This is a genomic window from Bacillus mesophilus, from assembly GCF_011008845.1.
GTDB lineage: Bacteria > Bacillota > Bacilli > Bacillales > SA4 > Bacillus_BS > Bacillus_BS mesophilus.
The window spans coordinates 352,976-370,009 of the sequence record NZ_JAAIWM010000003.1 but is presented as its reverse complement, the minus strand read 5'-3'; the positions used below and the strand labels follow the sequence as shown (position 1 = coordinate 370,009).

General features: G+C 36.4%; 15 protein-coding genes. 10 read left to right on the top strand and 5 right to left on the bottom strand.

Translation table 11 applies throughout. The features are described 5' to 3' along the window. Window positions 1-206: 206 nt before the first annotated feature. The 3 genes from G4D63_RS11725 to G4D63_RS11715 all read left to right on the top strand — a co-directional run bounded on the left by G4D63_RS11725 (window position 207) and on the right by G4D63_RS11715 (window position 3,300). Window positions 207-1,580, top strand: coding sequence for a UDP-glucose dehydrogenase family protein (locus G4D63_RS11725; protein ID WP_163179824.1), 1,374 nt, complete (start codon window positions 207-209; stop codon window positions 1,578-1,580). Continuing rightward, entirely contained in the window at window positions 1,555-2,613 is a 1,059-nt protein-coding gene (locus G4D63_RS11720) for a GDP-mannose 4,6-dehydratase (RefSeq protein WP_163179823.1), read from the top strand. Before G4D63_RS11725 ends, G4D63_RS11720 begins: the two co-directional genes overlap by 26 nt. A 99-nt stretch (window positions 2,614-2,712) precedes the next feature. Then, window positions 2,713-3,300, top strand: coding sequence for a hypothetical protein (locus G4D63_RS11715; protein WP_163179822.1), 588 nt, complete (start codon window positions 2,713-2,715; stop codon window positions 3,298-3,300). A gap of 118 nt (window positions 3,301-3,418) precedes the next feature. Here the strand turns inward: G4D63_RS11715 and G4D63_RS11710 are convergent, their stop codons facing one another. Next, the gene (locus tag G4D63_RS11710) at window positions 3,419-3,856 is read right to left on the bottom strand and encodes a hypothetical protein (protein WP_163179821.1); all 438 of its coding nucleotides are present in this window, start codon (window positions 3,854-3,856) and stop codon (window positions 3,419-3,421) included. Between the two features lie 638 nt (window positions 3,857-4,494). Here G4D63_RS11710 and G4D63_RS11705 point away from each other — a divergent pair. From G4D63_RS11705 to G4D63_RS11685, 5 genes are all read left to right on the top strand, one after another. After that, window positions 4,495-5,103, top strand: a complete 609-nt coding sequence (locus tag G4D63_RS11705) for a transposase (protein ID WP_338023942.1) — start codon at window positions 4,495-4,497, stop codon at window positions 5,101-5,103. A 190-nt stretch (window positions 5,104-5,293) separates the two neighbouring features. After that, window positions 5,294-5,797, top strand: a complete 504-nt coding sequence (locus tag G4D63_RS11700) for a magnesium chelatase domain-containing protein (protein ID WP_163179820.1) — start codon at window positions 5,294-5,296, stop codon at window positions 5,795-5,797. A gap of 410 nt (window positions 5,798-6,207) precedes the next feature. After that, the gene (locus G4D63_RS11695) at window positions 6,208-6,681 is read left to right on the top strand and encodes a hypothetical protein (RefSeq protein ID WP_163179819.1); all 474 of its coding nucleotides are present in this window, start codon (window positions 6,208-6,210) and stop codon (window positions 6,679-6,681) included. Window positions 6,682-6,991: 310 nt separating this feature from the next. Continuing rightward, window positions 6,992-8,542 (top strand): YifB family Mg chelatase-like AAA ATPase, encoded by a 1,551-nt coding sequence (locus tag G4D63_RS11690; RefSeq protein ID WP_163179818.1) that lies wholly within the window; start codon window positions 6,992-6,994, stop codon window positions 8,540-8,542. 255 nt (window positions 8,543-8,797) lie between these two features. Further along, window positions 8,798-13,054, top strand: a complete 4,257-nt coding sequence (locus G4D63_RS11685) for a tetratricopeptide repeat protein (protein ID WP_163179817.1) — start codon at window positions 8,798-8,800, stop codon at window positions 13,052-13,054. An 832-nt stretch (window positions 13,055-13,886) separates the two neighbouring features. On the opposite strand, the gene G4D63_RS11680 is transcribed toward G4D63_RS11685, so the two are convergent. Next, window positions 13,887-14,294 carry a hypothetical protein gene (locus G4D63_RS11680; RefSeq protein WP_163179816.1) on the bottom strand — a complete coding sequence of 136 codons (408 nt, stop codon included), beginning with the start codon at window positions 14,292-14,294 and terminating at the stop codon, window positions 13,887-13,889. Window positions 14,295-14,668: 374 nt separating this feature from the next. On the opposite strand from G4D63_RS11680, the gene G4D63_RS11675 reads away from it, so the two are divergent. Both G4D63_RS11675 and G4D63_RS11670 read left to right on the top strand, forming a co-directional pair. Next, window positions 14,669-15,136, top strand: a complete 468-nt coding sequence (locus tag G4D63_RS11675; RefSeq protein WP_163179815.1) for a hypothetical protein — start codon at window positions 14,669-14,671, stop codon at window positions 15,134-15,136. A 39-nt stretch (window positions 15,137-15,175) separates the two neighbouring features. Continuing rightward, on the top strand, window positions 15,176-16,192 hold the full coding sequence (locus G4D63_RS11670) for an ATP-binding protein (RefSeq protein ID WP_163179814.1): 1,017 nt from the start codon (window positions 15,176-15,178) through the stop codon (window positions 16,190-16,192). A 103-nt stretch (window positions 16,193-16,295) separates the two neighbouring features. Here the strand turns inward: G4D63_RS11670 and G4D63_RS11665 are convergent, their stop codons facing one another. The 3 genes from G4D63_RS11665 to G4D63_RS11655 all read right to left on the bottom strand — a co-directional run bounded on the left by G4D63_RS11665 (window position 16,296) and on the right by G4D63_RS11655 (window position 16,964). After that, window positions 16,296-16,430 (bottom strand): YvrJ family protein, encoded by a 135-nt coding sequence (locus tag G4D63_RS11665; RefSeq protein ID WP_163179813.1) that lies wholly within the window; start codon window positions 16,428-16,430, stop codon window positions 16,296-16,298. 64 nt (window positions 16,431-16,494) lie between these two features. Next, window positions 16,495-16,707: a DUF2922 domain-containing protein gene (locus G4D63_RS11660; protein ID WP_163179812.1), complete on the bottom strand. Its 213-nt coding sequence runs from the start codon at window positions 16,705-16,707 to the stop codon at window positions 16,495-16,497. A 38-nt stretch (window positions 16,708-16,745) separates the two neighbouring features. After that, the gene (locus G4D63_RS11655; protein WP_163179919.1) at window positions 16,746-16,964 is read right to left on the bottom strand and encodes a DUF1659 domain-containing protein; all 219 of its coding nucleotides are present in this window, start codon (window positions 16,962-16,964) and stop codon (window positions 16,746-16,748) included. Between the last annotated feature and the right edge of the window lie 70 nt (window positions 16,965-17,034).

Here is a 17,034-nt window from a genome sequence, read left to right as displayed (position 1 = left end):
TAATATATAAAAGTATGTAATCTAGGGTATGGATAATTTAATGTGTTTTATATATTTTCTAAAGTTTATAAAGTAATCTAACTAACTACAGAATTTCTTATGCCAGGGAATTTTTGTAGTTTTTTATTTTGTATTTTAATATGGGATAAATGATTGTTTTATAGTAATTATACTTTAAATCAATCTTATCCATAGGAGGAGTAAGAATGTATAAAATCGCAGTAGCAGGAACAGGTTACGTCGGCTTAGTTGCGGGCGTTTGTTTTGCTGAGGTTGGCCATCAAGTAACCTGTGTTGATATTGATGAAAGTAAAGTGAGTTTAATGAAGTCTGGTGTTTCACCAATTTATGAAACAGGTTTAGAAGAGTTAATGCAAAAGAATTATGAAGCCGGAAGAATTAATTATACAACGGATTATCAAGCGGCTTATAAAGATGCAGATGCCATTCTTATTGGTGTAGGCACACCAGAGCAACCTGATGGATCTGCTAATCTATCATATATTGCAACTGTTGCAAGGCAAATTGCTGAATCGGTAGAAAAAGACTGCTTAGTGGTTGTAAAGTCGACAGTCCCAGTAGGAACCAATGACAAGGTAGAACAGTTTATTCAGGATTTTTTAGTTAATGATGTGAGAGTAGAGGTAGCATCAAATCCCGAGTTCTTGGCACAGGGATCAGCTGTACATGATATGTTACATGCAGAGCGAATTATTATTGGAACAGAAAGTAAATGGGCTGAAGAATTGCTGATGAAAATATATGAGCCGTTCCACTTACCGATTGTTTCAGTAAATAGAAGGTCAGCTGAAATGATCAAATATGCATCCAATGATTTTCTTGCTTTAAAAATCTCATATATGAACGACATAGCTAATCTTTGCGAATTGGTTGGAGCGGATATCAAGGATGTAGCTAAGGGAATGAGCTTTGATGAGCGTATTGGAAGTAAGTTTTTAAATGCAGGGATTGGCTATGGTGGATCATGTTTCCCTAAAGACACAAAAGCACTAGATTATATTGCTAGACAAAACGGTTATGATCTTAAAACCGTTAAGGCTGCTATAGATGTAAACACGGAACAGAAAACGATGCTATATAAGAAAGCTAGTAAAAGGCTGATTACCTTTAATGGTTTAAAAGTTGCCGTGCTAGGGTTAACATTTAAGCCCGGTACAGATGATTTACGAGAAGCTGCTTCGCTTGAAAATGTACCTTTATTATTAGAACAGGGTGCGAATATATATGCATATGATCCGGTAGGAGCGGAGAACTTTGCAAAAGTTTATCCAGAAGGTAAGAATGGCAGAGGTAGCATTACATATGTCTCCAATATAGAGCAAGCTCTTGAGGGTGCGAATGTCTGCTTTATCTTTACTGAATGGGGAGAAGTGAAAGCAGTAACACCTGAAACATATAAGAAGCTAATGAGAACTCCTTTAGTATTGGATGGAAGAAATATTTATAATGTCAATGAAATGGAAGAAATGGGTGTGGAATATCATTCAATCGGAAGACGTTCAACAAAACCTAGTGTAAAGGAGTCGAAGCCTCTTGAATTACAAGCAGTTAGATCCTAGTAAAACTTATCTAGTAACAGGTGCAGCTGGCTTTATAGGTTACTATCTATCTAAAAAATTACTGGAACAAAGATGTAGAGTCATAGGTGTTGATAATATTAATGACTATTACGATGTGAACTTAAAATATACTAGATTAGATCGATTGGCTCCTTATGAGAACTTTACATTTGTAAAGGGAGATATCTCAGATAAGGAAACCATTACAAGACTATTTGAGGAATATAGACCTAACTATGTTATTAATTTAGCTGCACAGGCAGGAGTACGCTATTCTATTGAAAATCCAGATGTCTATATCCAAAGCAACATTATTGGCTTTTACAACATCATAGAAGCTTGTAGGAATTACCCAGTAGATCACCTTGTATATGCTTCTTCCAGTTCTGTATATGGGGCAAATAAGAAAGTGCCATTTGAAGAGTCTGATCAAGTAGACAACCCGGTATCTTTATACGCATCAACCAAAAAATCAAATGAACTAATGGCTCATACATATAGTCATTTATACAAGATCCCTGCAACTGGATTACGATTCTTTACCGTCTATGGTCCAATGGGTAGACCAGATATGGCCTATTTTGGCTTTACTGATAAGTTCTTTGCAGGTGAATCTATCAAAATATTTAATAATGGTGACTTTGAGAATGACTTATACCGTGATTTCACCTATATAGACGATATTGTTGAAGGTATTGAACGACTTCTTACTGTACCACCAACTGGAGAAGTAAAGCATAAAGTATACAACATAGGTAACAACAATCCAGAGAAACTTATGGTGTTTATTGAGACATTGGAGAAGTGCTTAAGTAATACTTTAGGGCAAGCAGTTGAGTTTAATAAAGTATTTGAACCGATTAAGCCAGGTGATGTTCCGGCTACTTATGCATCAACAGACCTGTTACAGGAAGCTGTAGGGTTTAAACCTAAGACTTCTATTGAGGAAGGGTTGCAGAGGTTTGTGGATTGGTATGTGGAGTATTATGAGGTTGAGGAGAAGGCTTTAGAGAAGGTTAATTCATATTCATAAATTTTAAGGATAGGTAACAATCGGTAATTTTATGATTGTTACCTTAATTTTATTTGATACATACTTAAAAATTAATAAGTTAAAATAAGGGGGAGCAATATGGATCAAAATAAATTGGCTCAACAAACATTAGAGTTCGAGTTGACTATAAAAATTAATAAAGAAAAAAATACCCTTTTTGAATTAGGATATATATCATTAGATATCTTACAGTTAGTTGTCCTTGGAGAACTTATTGAACAGGAAAAGACTGAAAAAGCAGAAGATATTTTTCTAAAGAAAAAGCCATATGGTTATTTTACTAGAGATTCTTTATTCTTAAGGGAATATAAAGAAAGAGCTATAATTAAAGAGTTAAGAAAAGGTAGTATTATTCTTGTTATAAGTGGAATTTCTGCTACAGCAGCGATAATTAATTTAATAGTTCAACATAAGGTAAGAAAAAATACACATAAAAACGAGACTATATATTTTGAAGTAAGTTCAAACGATGATAGATTAAATGATTTATTAGAAAGTTATGATAATGGTAACTATGGGAAAGGAGGAGAAGGTTTTAAGTGGTTAAATAAACAACTCTTACAGATGGGGTATAGTGTAAGATTAAAAGATAAAGATGCATATATAATAGAAAAAGTAAGTGAAGAATATAAAAATAGAATAATTAAGACAATAAAGAAATATTAAATAGGGATTATGGGGATAGGATTTTTTCTAAAGAGGGACCAGGGAACAGGGAATTTGTCCCGTAGTAGATTTAGACAAAGTCCCTGTTGGTCCCGAGAGTTGTATTTCTCCAATATCCTTAAGATTTTTTTTCTTTTTCGATATCTTCTAAAAGACTTCTAAATAAAATCGCATTCAACTTTCTTGATTTAACCTGTGGGATTAGTCTTATAATTTGGGTAAGTATAGCCAAAATCATAATTAGACTTAACGAGTAAGCTAGATATACAAGATCTCTTAGTTGAATTGCTAATACTGAAGAAGCTAAAGTGAAGATTGATAGTAATATAGTTATAACTGGAGAAAGTATTGTTAAATCGTTATTATGTTCACTCTTCTTCATTCTTGCAATTGCAAATCTTATAGTATCTTTATCTAATCTCTTTAACAAGTCTAAGTTATTCTTATAATCATTAACCCTTTTATTCTTAGAGTGAGCAAAATGATCATTAATAAAATTTAGTAATTCTTTGTCTTCAGACTGATAAATAATATTTTTTATATCTTTTAACTTCATAGTATTCACCTCCTAGATTAATACGAGCTAACTCGGAAAAGGTTGCCAATTATTTTTTGGGGGAAAACATGGGAACGGTTATCGGAGGAACGAGGGGACAGGGACTTTGTCCCAGCAGAAATACAGTTGTCCATAGTGGCCTATTAAAAAGCCAGGCGTTACGATTTTGTTCTCCTGGCCTTCACCTCAAATGATAGTCTCAATATGAAAGCCAGGGGGACGGTTCTCCTGGCTCTTTTTTAAATATTTTGAAATTTACTAGGGCATAAAACAGAAAAAGATGGTAGTATAAAACTATCATTTCTCTCCATTTAATTTCTTCAAAAGTAAAAACTACAATCCTTTCCTTAATCCCCATAGAAACCTTCCTTTTTTCCACCTCTTTAATATAGTTTATATTTTCCCTCAATATGATCACTTCCATTAGAACGTAACATGATAACTATATGATTCTATACTTCGATAAGTAATGAAAGGATGCTGATAGTTTGCCAAGAGGAGCAAGAAGAAAAAGTGGAACAAAAATTTATCATATTATTGTAAGGGGAATTAACCGGCAAACCATATTTGAGGAGGATGAGGATGCGACCGTGTTCTTGCAGATCCTTCAAAAAAATAAAGAAAAAAGTGGATACTAGATTTATGCCTATGGTCTTATGGGCAACCATGTTCACCTTCTGATTAAGGAGGGAGTAGAAAAGTTAGAAATTGTGATGAGGAGACTAGGGGCAAGCTTTGTCTATTGGTACAACATGAAGTATGACCGTAGTGGACATTTATTTCAGGATCGATTTAGAAGTGAAGTCGTTGAAGATGTTAACTACTTATTAAATGTTCTTAGATACATTCACCAAAATCCTCTTAAGGCAGGTATGGTCAAGAAGATTTCTACCTATAAATGGAGCAGTTATTCTGAATATGTGACCAACTGTAGCATGATTGACAGAGATTTTATTCTGCGAATCTTTCACAATAATCCTAAAGAAGCTTTAACGTTATTTATAGAGTTTCATCAAAAACAAAGTGATGGAAAATTTTTAGATGTATCTGAAAATAAAAGACTTACAGATAAAGAGGCAATCGATATCATTAAACATATATGTCACGTAAATCATTCCATTGATCTTCAAAAGATAAAGAGGGATGAAAGAGATCATTACTTGAGAACTTTAAGAAAACAGGGGTTATCTACAAGACAAATTGCAAGACTAACGGGCATCAGCAGAGGTGTGATCCTTAAAGCATAAGATATTTAAAACTATTTTCCACTCATTGCCTCATGAGATCTACTGAAAATCCCCTGTTTCATTCTACTAGACGGTTACACCCATATAAAAGCAAACACTCTTTTTTAAAAAAACCATTCCATATTAGTAGTAGATTGTAGAAACAAAACATGATTGTTGGTGAAAAAAATAATAGAAAAGGGGGACTACTATGTCCACAAAAGTGACCAGTATCGGTCTAAAAGGTCTTGAAGGTTATCGAGTTCAAGTAGAGGTGCAGGTGAAGAGCGGCTTAGAGTCAATTGTGATTGTAGGGTTACCTGATGCCTCTGTAAAGGAATCAAAGGAGCGAGTTTCAGCAGCATTACATAGTATGGGTTTTCCTCTCTTAGATATGAAGGTGACGATTAATCTATCACCAGCGGAACAAAAGAAAAATGGGCCACTATTTGATTTAGCCATCGCAATTGGAATATTAAAAGCAGGAAACTTCTTGCAGAGTTCTGTACCAGAAGATGCTGGTCTTATCGGAGCTTTATCATTAGACGGGACCATTCTCCCGGTTGAGGGCATGATTGCCGCAATCCTTGCTGCTAAACGATTAAAACTAAAACAGCTTTATCTTCCCTTTGATCCGAATCTACCTCATATCGAAATCCCCGATTTAGGGCACGAGGGGACAGGAACTTTGTTCCACAAAGGGTCGGTGTTTTAATAGTAGTGTTTTTGATAAGTTAGATTTTGAGCCACTTTTTATGATTTGATCACATAAATTATGAGCCACATAATTTCCAATTATATTTATCTCTTATGATAGGAAGTGACCAAACTTACTTCATATAAGAGGACCAAAAGCAAGCCAAGGGGACGGGTCTCGTGGCTCTTTTTAAAAAATTTAGAAGAAACAAGGAGGGACCTCGTCCTGGCTGGCTAGTACAATTTTGGTAAGCTAAATCTAATAAGGTTAATATAAGGTAATTAAGCTGAAGGTTATTAGAGACCTTCAGCTTTTTAGTGCCAGAAGAACCGTCCATATGGCTTCCGGACTAGTCAAAAAGTAATATACGATTCTAGAAATCTGCCTTATAATGAACCTAAATGGTGAAATTTGGTGGGTGAAAAACGATGAAAAAAGGGTTGTATTCGTTACTTGCATTTATTCCATTATTAATTGGTGGTTACTTCTTATTCCAAAGTGCATCTGCTAATTCGGAGGCAATGTTGACCTATTTAAAGGATACTCATGAATATACAATTATATTTACTGATTTACTCGAGCAAGAAGCTTCCATGATGGAAAATGGAACAGAAGAGGAGTTTTTTGTTTTTACGAAAGAAACATTAATTCCTAAGCTTGAAGAAATGCAAGCTGATTCTAAAGCATATGGTGAAGGTATTGAAAAGAAGCAATTGAAGGACATACATGAGATTGATGTGAAAGCTGTCGAAAAATATATTGAAGGACAGTATGCATGGTTAGAAGGTAATTATGAGGAAGCGGACGCTTTTTTTGAAGAGTACGATCAATTAACTGGTGAGTATGAAGAAAAGCTGGATAAGTTAGCCAAGAAGTGGGCTGTAGAGATAGAATGGGAGTAGCAAGAAGCTAGGGGAGGTTCTCCTGGCTTAATTTTAAATATTTTAATATTTACTAGGGCATAAAACAGAAAAAGATGGTAGTATTAAACTATCTTTTCTCTCCATTTAGTTTCTTCAAAAGCAAAATCTCCGTTGCTTTCTTAACCCCCATAAAAATATTCATTTTTCCATCGTTAAATCTATTTTATATTTTCCCTCAAATTGATCACTTTCATTAAAACGTAACATGATAAAAAACATTCCAAATCAGTAGTAAATTGTAGAAACAAAACATGCTTGTTGGTGAAAAAAATATAAAAGGGGGACTATTATGTCCACAAAAGTGACCAGTATCGGTCTAAAAGGTCTCGAAGGTTATCGGGTTCAAGTAGAGGTGCAAGTGAAGACCGGCTTAGAGTCGATTGTCATTGTAGGGTTACCTGATGCCTCTGTAAAGGAATCAAAGGAGCGAGTTTCAGCAGCATTACATAGTATGGGTTTTCCTCTCTTAGATATTAAGGTGACCATTAATCTATCACCGGCGGAACAAAAGAAAAATGGGCCACTATTTGATCTAGCCATTGCGATTGGAATATTAAAAGCAGGTAACTTCTTGCAAAGTTCTGTACCGGAAGATGCTGGTTTTATCGGAGCTTTATCATTAGACGGGACCATTCTTCCGGTTGAGGGAATGATTGCCGCAATCCTTGCTGCTAAACGATTAAAAATAAAACAGCTTTATCTTCCCTTTGACCCGAATCTACCTCGTATTGAAATCCCCGATTTAGAGCTTGTTTATATTCAATCTATTCAAGATGTAATTGCAGCCCTCAACGGACAGCAGTTTCTACCTTTTTTACCTCCTGTTAATCAAACCGATGAATCTATCACAATCGAACGAGATTTCAACCAAATTATAGGCCATGCTTTTGCTAAAAGAGCATTGGAGATTGCTGCAAGTGGTGGACATTATGTGCTTATGGATGGTCCACCTGGATGTGGAAAAAGCTTATTGGCAGAAACCTTCCCGTCCATTCTTCCGCCACTATCGAAAGAGGAACAGCTGGAGAAAGTTAGCCTCTATCAGTTAGCAGGGGTACCTTCAAATTCCCTTACGTTACCTCCCTATCGTCATCCTCATCACTCTGCTTCAGCCGTTTCTATCATAGGTGGTGGTACCAGTCCAAAGCCTGGTGAAGTTTCACTCGCTCACCATGGGGTCCTTTTCCTAGATGAACTAGGAGAGTTTTCGAAAAAGACACTCGACATGCTGAGACAACCTTTAGAAAATGAAAAAGTAACAATCAGCCGTGTCCACTCCACGGTCACTTACCCAGCAAAATTTATTTTTATTGCTGCCATGAATCCATGTCCTTGTGGATACCTAGGGTCTAGTAAGCAGTACTGTACATGCACAGAGAAACAAATTAAATCGTATAAAGGTCGAGTCTCTGGTCCTATTCTAGATCGTATAGATATTTTACTAACGCTTGAACCGGTCAAACTAAAAGGAAATGACTTTACAGGAATAGAGTCATCAGCTGATATAAGAGCTCGGGTGATCGCTGCAAGGGAGAGGCAATACGCTCGCTACGGAAGGGATATTTGTAATGGAAAAGTATCCTTCGAGCAGTTGATAAGAACAAGTCCACTCACTAACACGCAACAACAACGATTACAGCAGTTATCGATGAAGTATGGGCTCAGTAATCGAGTTCAAATCAAGCTTATTCGCTTGGCTAGAACGATTTCTGATTTAAAAGGAGAAGGGACTATATCTAATGGATCGTTGGAAGAAGCGATGAGATTAAGGAAGATGGAATCTCAGTTACATCAAATAATGGGAGGTAGTCCCCAAGTACGAATCTCTGAATCGACTTGACACTGCTTTAGGGGCCAACTTTGAAAGATGGGCATGGTTATTTGAAGCCAAACCCAGGGGAGGTCTCCTGCTTTTAGGTAGGCAAGAAAATTGCAGAAGATAAATCTTTCTGATAAAAGTACAACTTGAACCAGAAGCACCTTCCCGGTGGTTCCCTATGGTTCGTTTGCAAAAAAAAGGTAATGCAATTCTATCCGGATAATTTTAAAATAAAATAAATAGATAGAAAATTTATAGATAGAGAGAAGCGATATCATGGCTGTCATTACTAATCTTGATTATGTAGTTGATCAGATAAGCGGTGGGTTAGAAGAAAATAATTATCAACAAGTAGTTCCACTTGCTGTAAGTATTATTAATGAATGTAGAGAAATGCCCATTTCTGAACTTAGAAAATGGATGGATCGTTTAGATGACGAAAGTATGATGCACGTAGTTAGAGCCTTTGATGCGGGGTTAATGGAACGGTACAGTCAGTTCTTAATTAGGTATCGATATAAGAACCATCCATCTTCTTTATCTCGAATCATGTATAGCTATGAGTTAATGGATAAAAGCCAATTCGTTCAGGTAGAGGAACTACTTCTTCAAATCTTAACCGAGGAAGCTGATACATTAAACGTAAGAGAATTAAGATACGCTTATCATGCCATGATTAATGTGCTTGTTGAAATGCGGAGGTTCAATGAAGCAAGTAAATATCTTAACAAATTAGCGGAGATTGCAGATGAACCAATTCATGATCGCTTTAGTAATTATTATTTAAGCTTAGGGGATTGGGAAAAAGCTGAGTATTACGCTAATAAAGGTTTGGAAGAATGCAGAAAACCGCAATATAGTTATCTCATCTTACAAACCATTTATACAGCGCAAGGAAAGATAGAAGAGGCGCTAGAGCTCATAAATAAGGGAATTGAACAAGTGCCTTATTATATGCCACTTTACCTAGAGAAAGCCAAAAAGCTTAGGCAGCTGAATGAGGTTACTAGTTTCTTAGACATAAAGAAACAAATCGATGAGTATTCACCTTATCAGTTGTACCGAACCATTTTAAACTACTCTTTTGGGGTCATGTTATATCAACATACTGAGTTTGATCAGTTTATTCCATTTGCAAAGGAACACGCTAAGATTTTTAAAGGAACTCCCTATGAGTTGGCAGATTCTCCTCTTTCACTAGAAAAAATAGTGAAATTGCCAACCAAGACGAGACTTCAAAAATATAATTATTGTGTACCGGCAACGTTAGAAATGCTTTTAGAACGATATGGTGTTCAAAGAAATCAAGATGAAATAGCTCAACAAGTGTACCATATTAGTGGTTCAAGTCTTAATGCAACCACAAAATACCTAGATTCTAACGGCATGGCAAGTCAGCACTTTTTTGGTAGTGTTGAGCTTTTTAAACAATTAACAGACAAAAACGTGTCTGTGTTTATATCTGTCAATTATCCAACCTCTTCACATGTTCAATTGCTTGTTGGCTATGATGAAAACCTAAAAGCTTTTTATATACAAGATCCGAGTATAGCTGATGTGATCACGATTAGCTACCAAGACCTGGAGAAGGAATATGGAAACAACCAAGTCCACTCGATTGCTGTCATTCCTAAAAAAGAGGCTACTAAACTAGAGATACTTTCAAAAGAACAACATCAGTTAGTAGAAGAAATGTTATATTTTCTAGATTCTCTAGAGAAAAATGACGACAACGTTAAAAAGCAATTTTATACATTTGTAGAAAAGAATAAACACCATTTGTATGTGGCTGCAACAGCTGTTCGATTACTGCACCTTGAGGAAGAGGAGTCTTTATTAACCAGTTGCGTTCAGTCCATTAAAACAAGTTATGGAGAAGTCGATTATTTTCACCTGGTATGTGCCCAGGCATACGTAAAAGCTGGGAAATATCCTGAAGCAAGGAACCTACTAGAAAAAGTTGAGAAAAAGCGGAGTCATTTCTATTACTATTTACAAGGAAGAATCTTGTATGATCAAGATCAATATAGGGATGCAATCAACCATTTTAAAGAAGCCATTAACTTGGAGCCGGATCACTATGATTCCTGGTCATACTTAGCTATCTGTCATCATTGTATAGAGGAAACGGAAATAGCTCTTAACTATTCTGGGGCTTCGTTAGATATAAATAGCAGAGATTATTGGAACCGTATGAACCATGGAATGTTACTATTTGACACAGATCAATTTGATGAGGCTAGACAACTATATAATGAAATTTTAAGAGATTTTAAATATGATGCTTATGCATGGTTTGAACGAGCTCGTTGTGACAGAAGACTGGAAAAGCCAAGACGAGCAATACGAGGATTACGAGTAGCCAAAAAGCTCCTACCTTCTGCTCCTTTTCCATATATTGAGATGGCCAACATCCTTGCGTTTACGTATCAAAATACAGTTGAAGCTGTGACAGGCCTAAAGCTTGGACTGAAAAAGGTTAAGGACAGCTATCTTCTATACATGAAAATGGGAGAAATATACGAAGAGGATGGATCCCTAAAAAAGGCCAAAAAGGTCTATGAAGAAGCAAGGCAGCAACATCCCAAGGACTCATCACCTTTATTAGCCCTTATAAAAGTAATGAGTCAATTAAACCAAAGTGAAGAGGCTATTACACTATTAAAAGAACAAAGTGACATATTTACGGAAGACTTAGAATTTTTAATGACCGGAGGAGAATGGTTATTCACTACTAGTGAGAAAGAGGAAGATAAAGAGCTTTCACTTAAATGGGTTGAAGCGGGAATATTGTTGGCTGATCGTAGCGATAACATAAGTGCAGCTTGTGACCTATATGTAAGACTAATAGAAGAAACACCATTTAATGAGCGTGGAAGAGAGGTTCTACAGCATCTTCTCAAAGATAAGTATCCGGACCGTATAGATCTCATTTGCTACATCGGATGTTTATTTGAAAAGGATGGAAAAGTGGAGACAGCAATCGAGTATTACAATCATGCTCTATCCATAAACGAAGACACGTTTCCGTTATACCGTCTAGGTGAAGTATGTATAAGCCAGGATGATTTTGAAGGGGCAAAGCACTACTATAAAGAAGCACTAAAGCTTGATCCCATGTTTACAGCAGCATATATACGTCTAGCGAGCATTGCAGAGGAAGAGGAAAATCAAAAGGAAGAGTATAACAATTTGTTCCAAATTCTGAAGGTTAGTCCTTTTGACCTCAATTTATCTCATTTTGCGCATTTATCAGCTCAGCTAGGAAAACTCACGGAAGTTGTAGAATATGTACAATCCATTCAAGGGCAGGTTGAAGAATCTTGGCGTTTATATGTACTTGCTCAATGTGCGAATGCAGACGGAAACCTAGAGCTTCAGCAGCAATATTTGGAGAGTGCGTTAAACATTGATCCTCACCATTCAGCTTTATTAGAAAATTACGCAGCTGTATTGCTGCAGCAGAAAAGATATGATGATTCACTATCCATTATTCTGCAGTTACTAGCAAGAGGCGTGGAACAACGGGACCTATATGTGCATCTGGTGGATTATATTGTTGAAACAAAGGTATGGAAGAAATCGTGTATCAGAATGATTAACGAGCTTGATTTTTCGCCAAGTGAGAAAAGCTTAGTATGTATGTTCACAGCCTATGAATTAGAGCAACGCCTTCTTCAACTAAAGCAAAAAGAGACAACGTGGATTCAATCATTTGCGCACACAAAAGAAGTGAAGCTTTATGAACAAAATGTGATTGAGTTATACAGGATGGGCTACACGGTGGACTCAGAGAATTTACAAACGTTAATTTGGTTATTTGAATACTACAACAGCCAAGGAGAAATCGACAAAACCATCCGTGAAGCAAATGCTGTCATGGATAAAGGATGGAGCTTTGACCTAGGGTATTACCTAGCCCAAACCCTTATTAATAAATACTTGGAAGTCGAGCATAAAGAGAAGGAGAAAGCGTACCTAAGGGCGGAAGAATATCTTCATGCTTGTTTAGAAGAGCAACCAGAACATCCAGGTGTCCATTATATTCTCGGAAGGCTCTATCATGAATGGAACCAATTAGACCAAGCTGAAAGAGAGCTGGAAATAGCCATTGCGCTTGATCCAAGTGACGCTGATTTCTATTATGAAAGCAGCAGAGTTCAGGAGAAGCTAGGGAAGTTTCAACAAGCTGAAGAGCTAGCTCGAATGACCATCCAGCTTAAACCCCAATTTCTACTAGGCTACAACCAAGTTAGTATTCTCTTACATCAACAGGGAAGAACGCAAGAAGCCCTAGAGGTCATAGAAGAGCTTCTAGAATTGGACAATGAAATTCCGATTGCTCATTACAATAAGGCTTGTTATCTATCTATTCTAGGAGAACAACTGGAGGTAGCTTTCGAGCATTTAAGGATTTCGATTGAAAATGATGCGGATGGGTACTTTAAGAACCTTTCTAAGGATGATACGGATTTAGAGAATTTGAGAATGAATGCGGTGACTTCGCAGCGGGTTAAGAGGTTGTTGAGGTAGAGCTTGGTACGAGGGGACAGGGACTTCGTTCCAGAAGGAAAAACACTCTTTTGTAAAGTTGAAATACTCCTTTAAATAATTGTATAAACAACTGTTTGGAAATTACTAGGGAGTAAAGTTAACGTATTTATATTATTTGTAGTCCCTAAGATTAATGTTACCCTCTATGCAATTAACTATGTTCAATAGTTGTAATTCACGTCCCTATTGCTGAATCACCTGTTAGATCAACTACGTGATAAGGTGGTACGAGGTCCCTGTCCCTTCGTACCCCATAATTTCTATGATTCGAAGAACAGGATAAAAGTGAGAATTTCATAGAGTTCAATCATTACTACAACAGTGATTATAATTTCAGCAATTAAAATAAAATACTTTGTTTTATTCAATCTTTTCTTATGAACCAAGTACAATAGAAAACCGATTAATACTGAAAGGATAAGGGAAAGTATTGACGGGACAATTATAAATGCACCCCAATATATACCAAAATTTAAATTTTGTTGAATAAAATAAAAGAATATAAAATTCACAAAAGAAATAGTTACTATAAATTTCATCTTAAATAAATTATCTACTATTTGCATATGTTCACCTCTCTTCAAATACACGGCGGGGTATGAGGGGACAGGGACTTTGTTCCAGGGAGATGAAACATAAGAATTCTCTTATGTTTTATATTCCTTTACTAGTTGGACATATTGCTTTATGAAGGATTCTCACGAATTATAAAGTTTCTAGTCCCATTTTCCCCAAACTTAATCTAATCTCGTATCTTGCTTCTAAAAAGGGACTGGAAAAAGCATCTCGGAAAGATGCTAAACTAGTATACTTATTTTGTTTCTTCTAGTTTTAAATAAGTTTTATTTTCTTTAAATTCAAACTCATTTTCACCGATTTTGAAGATATCTTCTGGTTTAAATTCTTTAGTTTTCTCATTTACCATCTCTTTTGTTTTTCTTGTAACATTCTCAAAAATTTCTGCCATCTTCATAATTTCTTCAGCACATTCTTCGGCTTGCTCTTTAAAGAAGTCAGATTTAAATTCATATTCTTTTCTTTCTTCTTCACTTTTTACTTTTAGTTTTTGCTTTTCATTGTAATTTCTTGTTACTACGTTAATAATAACCGAAATGATTTCATCAGCATACTTTACTAAAAAGGTTAAAATTACTGGCCATGCCTTTTGTACAAACCATATAAGTATACATTGGATATACCCTATTATTCTATATATCATATTAATAGAAAATATAGGGAATTGATAGTCTATAAGTTACGAAGGGACAGGGACCTCGTTCCAACTAAGTAATAGTGCAAGTTGTTCTACTAGCTGAGATTAATTTAAAGTTCCTTCTTTATATCAGTAAAGATTACAAAAAAACTTTTGTTAATATAAAGAAGGGATGTTCCTAATCCTTGTAGAATATAAATTCCAACCTCGAAATTTCAACTCTTTTATCTTCTTTTATTCCTGAGTGTTTATCCTTCCCCTACCTTAAAACAAATTCCAAAGATATGATTCTCATTTATTTTTTCGTCTCAAAAGTGATGATGAGATTCTGCTCAAGCTATGTCTATTTGTACAATTGGAAGTATGAACGGTGTGGGCATTTGTTTCAGGAGCGTTATAAGAGTGAAAATGTAGAAGACACGAGGTACTTTTTGACGGTTCTTCGTTATATTCACCAAAATCCTTTAAAGGCAGGAATCGTCCAAACCATTTGGGATAGTAAGTGGACAAGTATTCATGAATATCTACGACATGTCAGTATAGTAGATATTGACCGGGGACTTAATATGCTATCAGAGAATCGAAAGGTGGCGATCTACTGGTATAAGGAATACATGGAAGAAAATAATACCGACAAATGTCTTGAATATGAAGTGAAACTTTCTGACTCAGAAGTAAGGGGTTATCTATTTTCTTTAGGTATAGAGAGTAGTAGTGTGCTCCAACAGATGGAACGAGCGCAGAGAGATGTTATTCTTTCTAAGCTAAAAGAAATTAATGGAGTTTCCCTAGGACAGATTTCAAGAATTACTGGTATTTCTAAAAGTGTGATTAGTCGAGTTAAGTAGCAACATTTTGTGCTTTTGAAAAGAATAAGGAGTGAAGCGATGTCAACAAAAGTAACCAGTATTGGTCTTAAAGGTCTTGAAGGATACCGAGTTCAAGTAGAGGTACAAGTGAAAAGCGGTTTAGAGTCAATCGTGATTGTAGGATTACCAGATGCTTCTGTGAAGGAATCAAAGGAGCGGGTTTCAGCAGCCCTAAATAGTATTGGGTTTCCTCTCTTAGATATGAAGGTGACGATCAATCTATCACCGGCGGAACAAAAGAAAAATGGGCCACTATTTGATCTAGCCATTGCAATAGGAATGTTAAAAGCAGGAAACTTCTTGCAGAGTTCTGTACTAGAAGATGCTGGTATGATCGGAGCTTTATCATTAGACGGTACTATCCATCCGGTTGAGGGAATGATTGCCGCGGTCCTTGCTGCTAAACGATTAAAATTGAAAAAGCTTTACCTTCCCTTTGACCCCAATCTCCCTCATATCGAAATCCCCGATTTAGAGTTTGTTTATATTCAAACCATCCAGGATGTAATTGCAGCCCTACACGGACAGCAGTGTCTACCCTTTTTACCTCCTGTTAATCAAACCAATGAATCTATTACGATTGAACGAGATTTCAACCAAATAATTGGACATACTTTTGCTAAAAGAGCATTGGAGATTGCTGCAAGTGGTGGACATTATGTGCTCATGGATGGTCCACCTGGATGTGGAAAAAGCCTATTGGCAGAAACCTTTCCCTCCATTCTTCCACCACTATCGAAAGAGGAACAGCTTGAGAAAGTTAGCCTTTATCAATTAGTGGGAGCACCGCCAAATTCACTAACTTTACCTCGTTATCGTCATCCTCATCATTCTGCTTCAGCCGTTTCCATCATAGGTGGTGGGACCAACCCAAAGCCTGGTGAAGTTTCACTCGCTCACCATGGGGTCCTTTTCCTAGATGAACTAGGGGAGTTTTCGAAAAAGACACTCGACATGCTGAGACAACCTTTAGAAAATGAAAAAGCGGTACGAGGGGACAGGGACTTTGTTCCACACTTAAATTATCTAATATGACCAGCGGGACACTTCTTGTGATCTATGTCCACTGAAGAAATAGTATCAGTGGAACCGTCCCGATGGTTTCCCTACCCATAAAAATAGGGACAGGAATGTCCCTCTACTTCAACTTATCTGGCAGTCCTTGAATCGAATCATTCAATGTTGTTAGCTTGGCTTCAATCCTATGCAATAAGTAAAGTGTTACAACGATAGGAAATCCAACATCGCTAACAAATGGTAACATTTGATCCATATTGACCCTCCTTGTAATAAAAATAGCCAGCACCACCAATCGGGATGCTGACTTAAAAACTTCTTTACATTACCTCCAATACATTACGCTCAACGATACGAGCGCCTTTCTTGCTAACAAGATCTCCACCAGCTGATACGAAAACGTTCGCACTTAAGATTGAAGTCATTGCTGCATCTAAAGCTATTGGGTCTACTGGTTCAATTGGATTGTCAATCGCAATGGTTACCGTCTTGTTTTCTTGGTTTGAAAACTGTAGTTGAAGTGTTTTAGCCATTCTGATCTCCTCCTTCCTTAAAAAAATGTGTTACGTCATTAAGCTCCTAAAAGATGTTTGTCGTTGCGTTCGATTGCGTTTACTGGATACTGCTGTAAGCTGACGATGCTTTGTGCGACTGCATAAAGCCCATCTGTTGTGGCTGATGTTTTAATGTTGCTGAAATTCTTACTCTTATAAGTAGGATTTCCTTCTACATCTACACCAGTTTCGAAAACCAGTCGTAGCGTTGAATCAGATATGAATGCTGTTGCCATTGTGATCACCTCCTTCTCCTTGTATATAGGTGATAGGAAGGAAAAAGGGGTTAATACTATAAAATTTTTG

Excerpts from the sequence above, each read along its gene's own strand:
- G4D63_RS11690 (WP_163179818.1), top strand. The coding sequence starts at position 6,992 with ATGTCCACAAAAGTGACCAGTATCGGTCTAAAAGGTCTCGAAGGTTAT.
- G4D63_RS11725 (WP_163179824.1), top strand. The coding sequence starts at position 207 with ATGTATAAAATCGCAGTAGCAGGAACAGGTTACGTCGGCTTAGTTGCG.
- G4D63_RS11670 (WP_163179814.1), top strand. The coding sequence starts at position 15,176 with ATGTCAACAAAAGTAACCAGTATTGGTCTTAAAGGTCTTGAAGGATAC.
- G4D63_RS11695 (WP_163179819.1), top strand. The coding sequence starts at position 6,208 with ATGAAAAAAGGGTTGTATTCGTTACTTGCATTTATTCCATTATTAATT.
- G4D63_RS11685 (WP_163179817.1), top strand. The coding sequence starts at position 8,798 with ATGGCTGTCATTACTAATCTTGATTATGTAGTTGATCAGATAAGCGGT.
- G4D63_RS11710 (WP_163179821.1), bottom strand. The coding sequence starts at position 3,856 with ATGAAGTTAAAAGATATAAAAAATATTATTTATCAGTCTGAAGACAAA.
- G4D63_RS11680 (WP_163179816.1), bottom strand. The coding sequence starts at position 14,294 with ATGATATATAGAATAATAGGGTATATCCAATGTATACTTATATGGTTT.
- G4D63_RS11700 (WP_163179820.1), top strand. The coding sequence starts at position 5,294 with ATGTCCACAAAAGTGACCAGTATCGGTCTAAAAGGTCTTGAAGGTTAT.
- G4D63_RS11715 (WP_163179822.1), top strand. The coding sequence starts at position 2,713 with ATGGATCAAAATAAATTGGCTCAACAAACATTAGAGTTCGAGTTGACT.
- G4D63_RS11665 (WP_163179813.1), bottom strand. The coding sequence starts at position 16,430 with ATGGATCAAATGTTACCATTTGTTAGCGATGTTGGATTTCCTATCGTT.
- G4D63_RS11655 (WP_163179919.1), bottom strand. The coding sequence starts at position 16,964 with ATGGCAACAGCATTCATATCTGATTCAACGCTACGACTGGTTTTCGAA.
- G4D63_RS11660 (WP_163179812.1), bottom strand. The coding sequence starts at position 16,707 with ATGGCTAAAACACTTCAACTACAGTTTTCAAACCAAGAAAACAAGACG.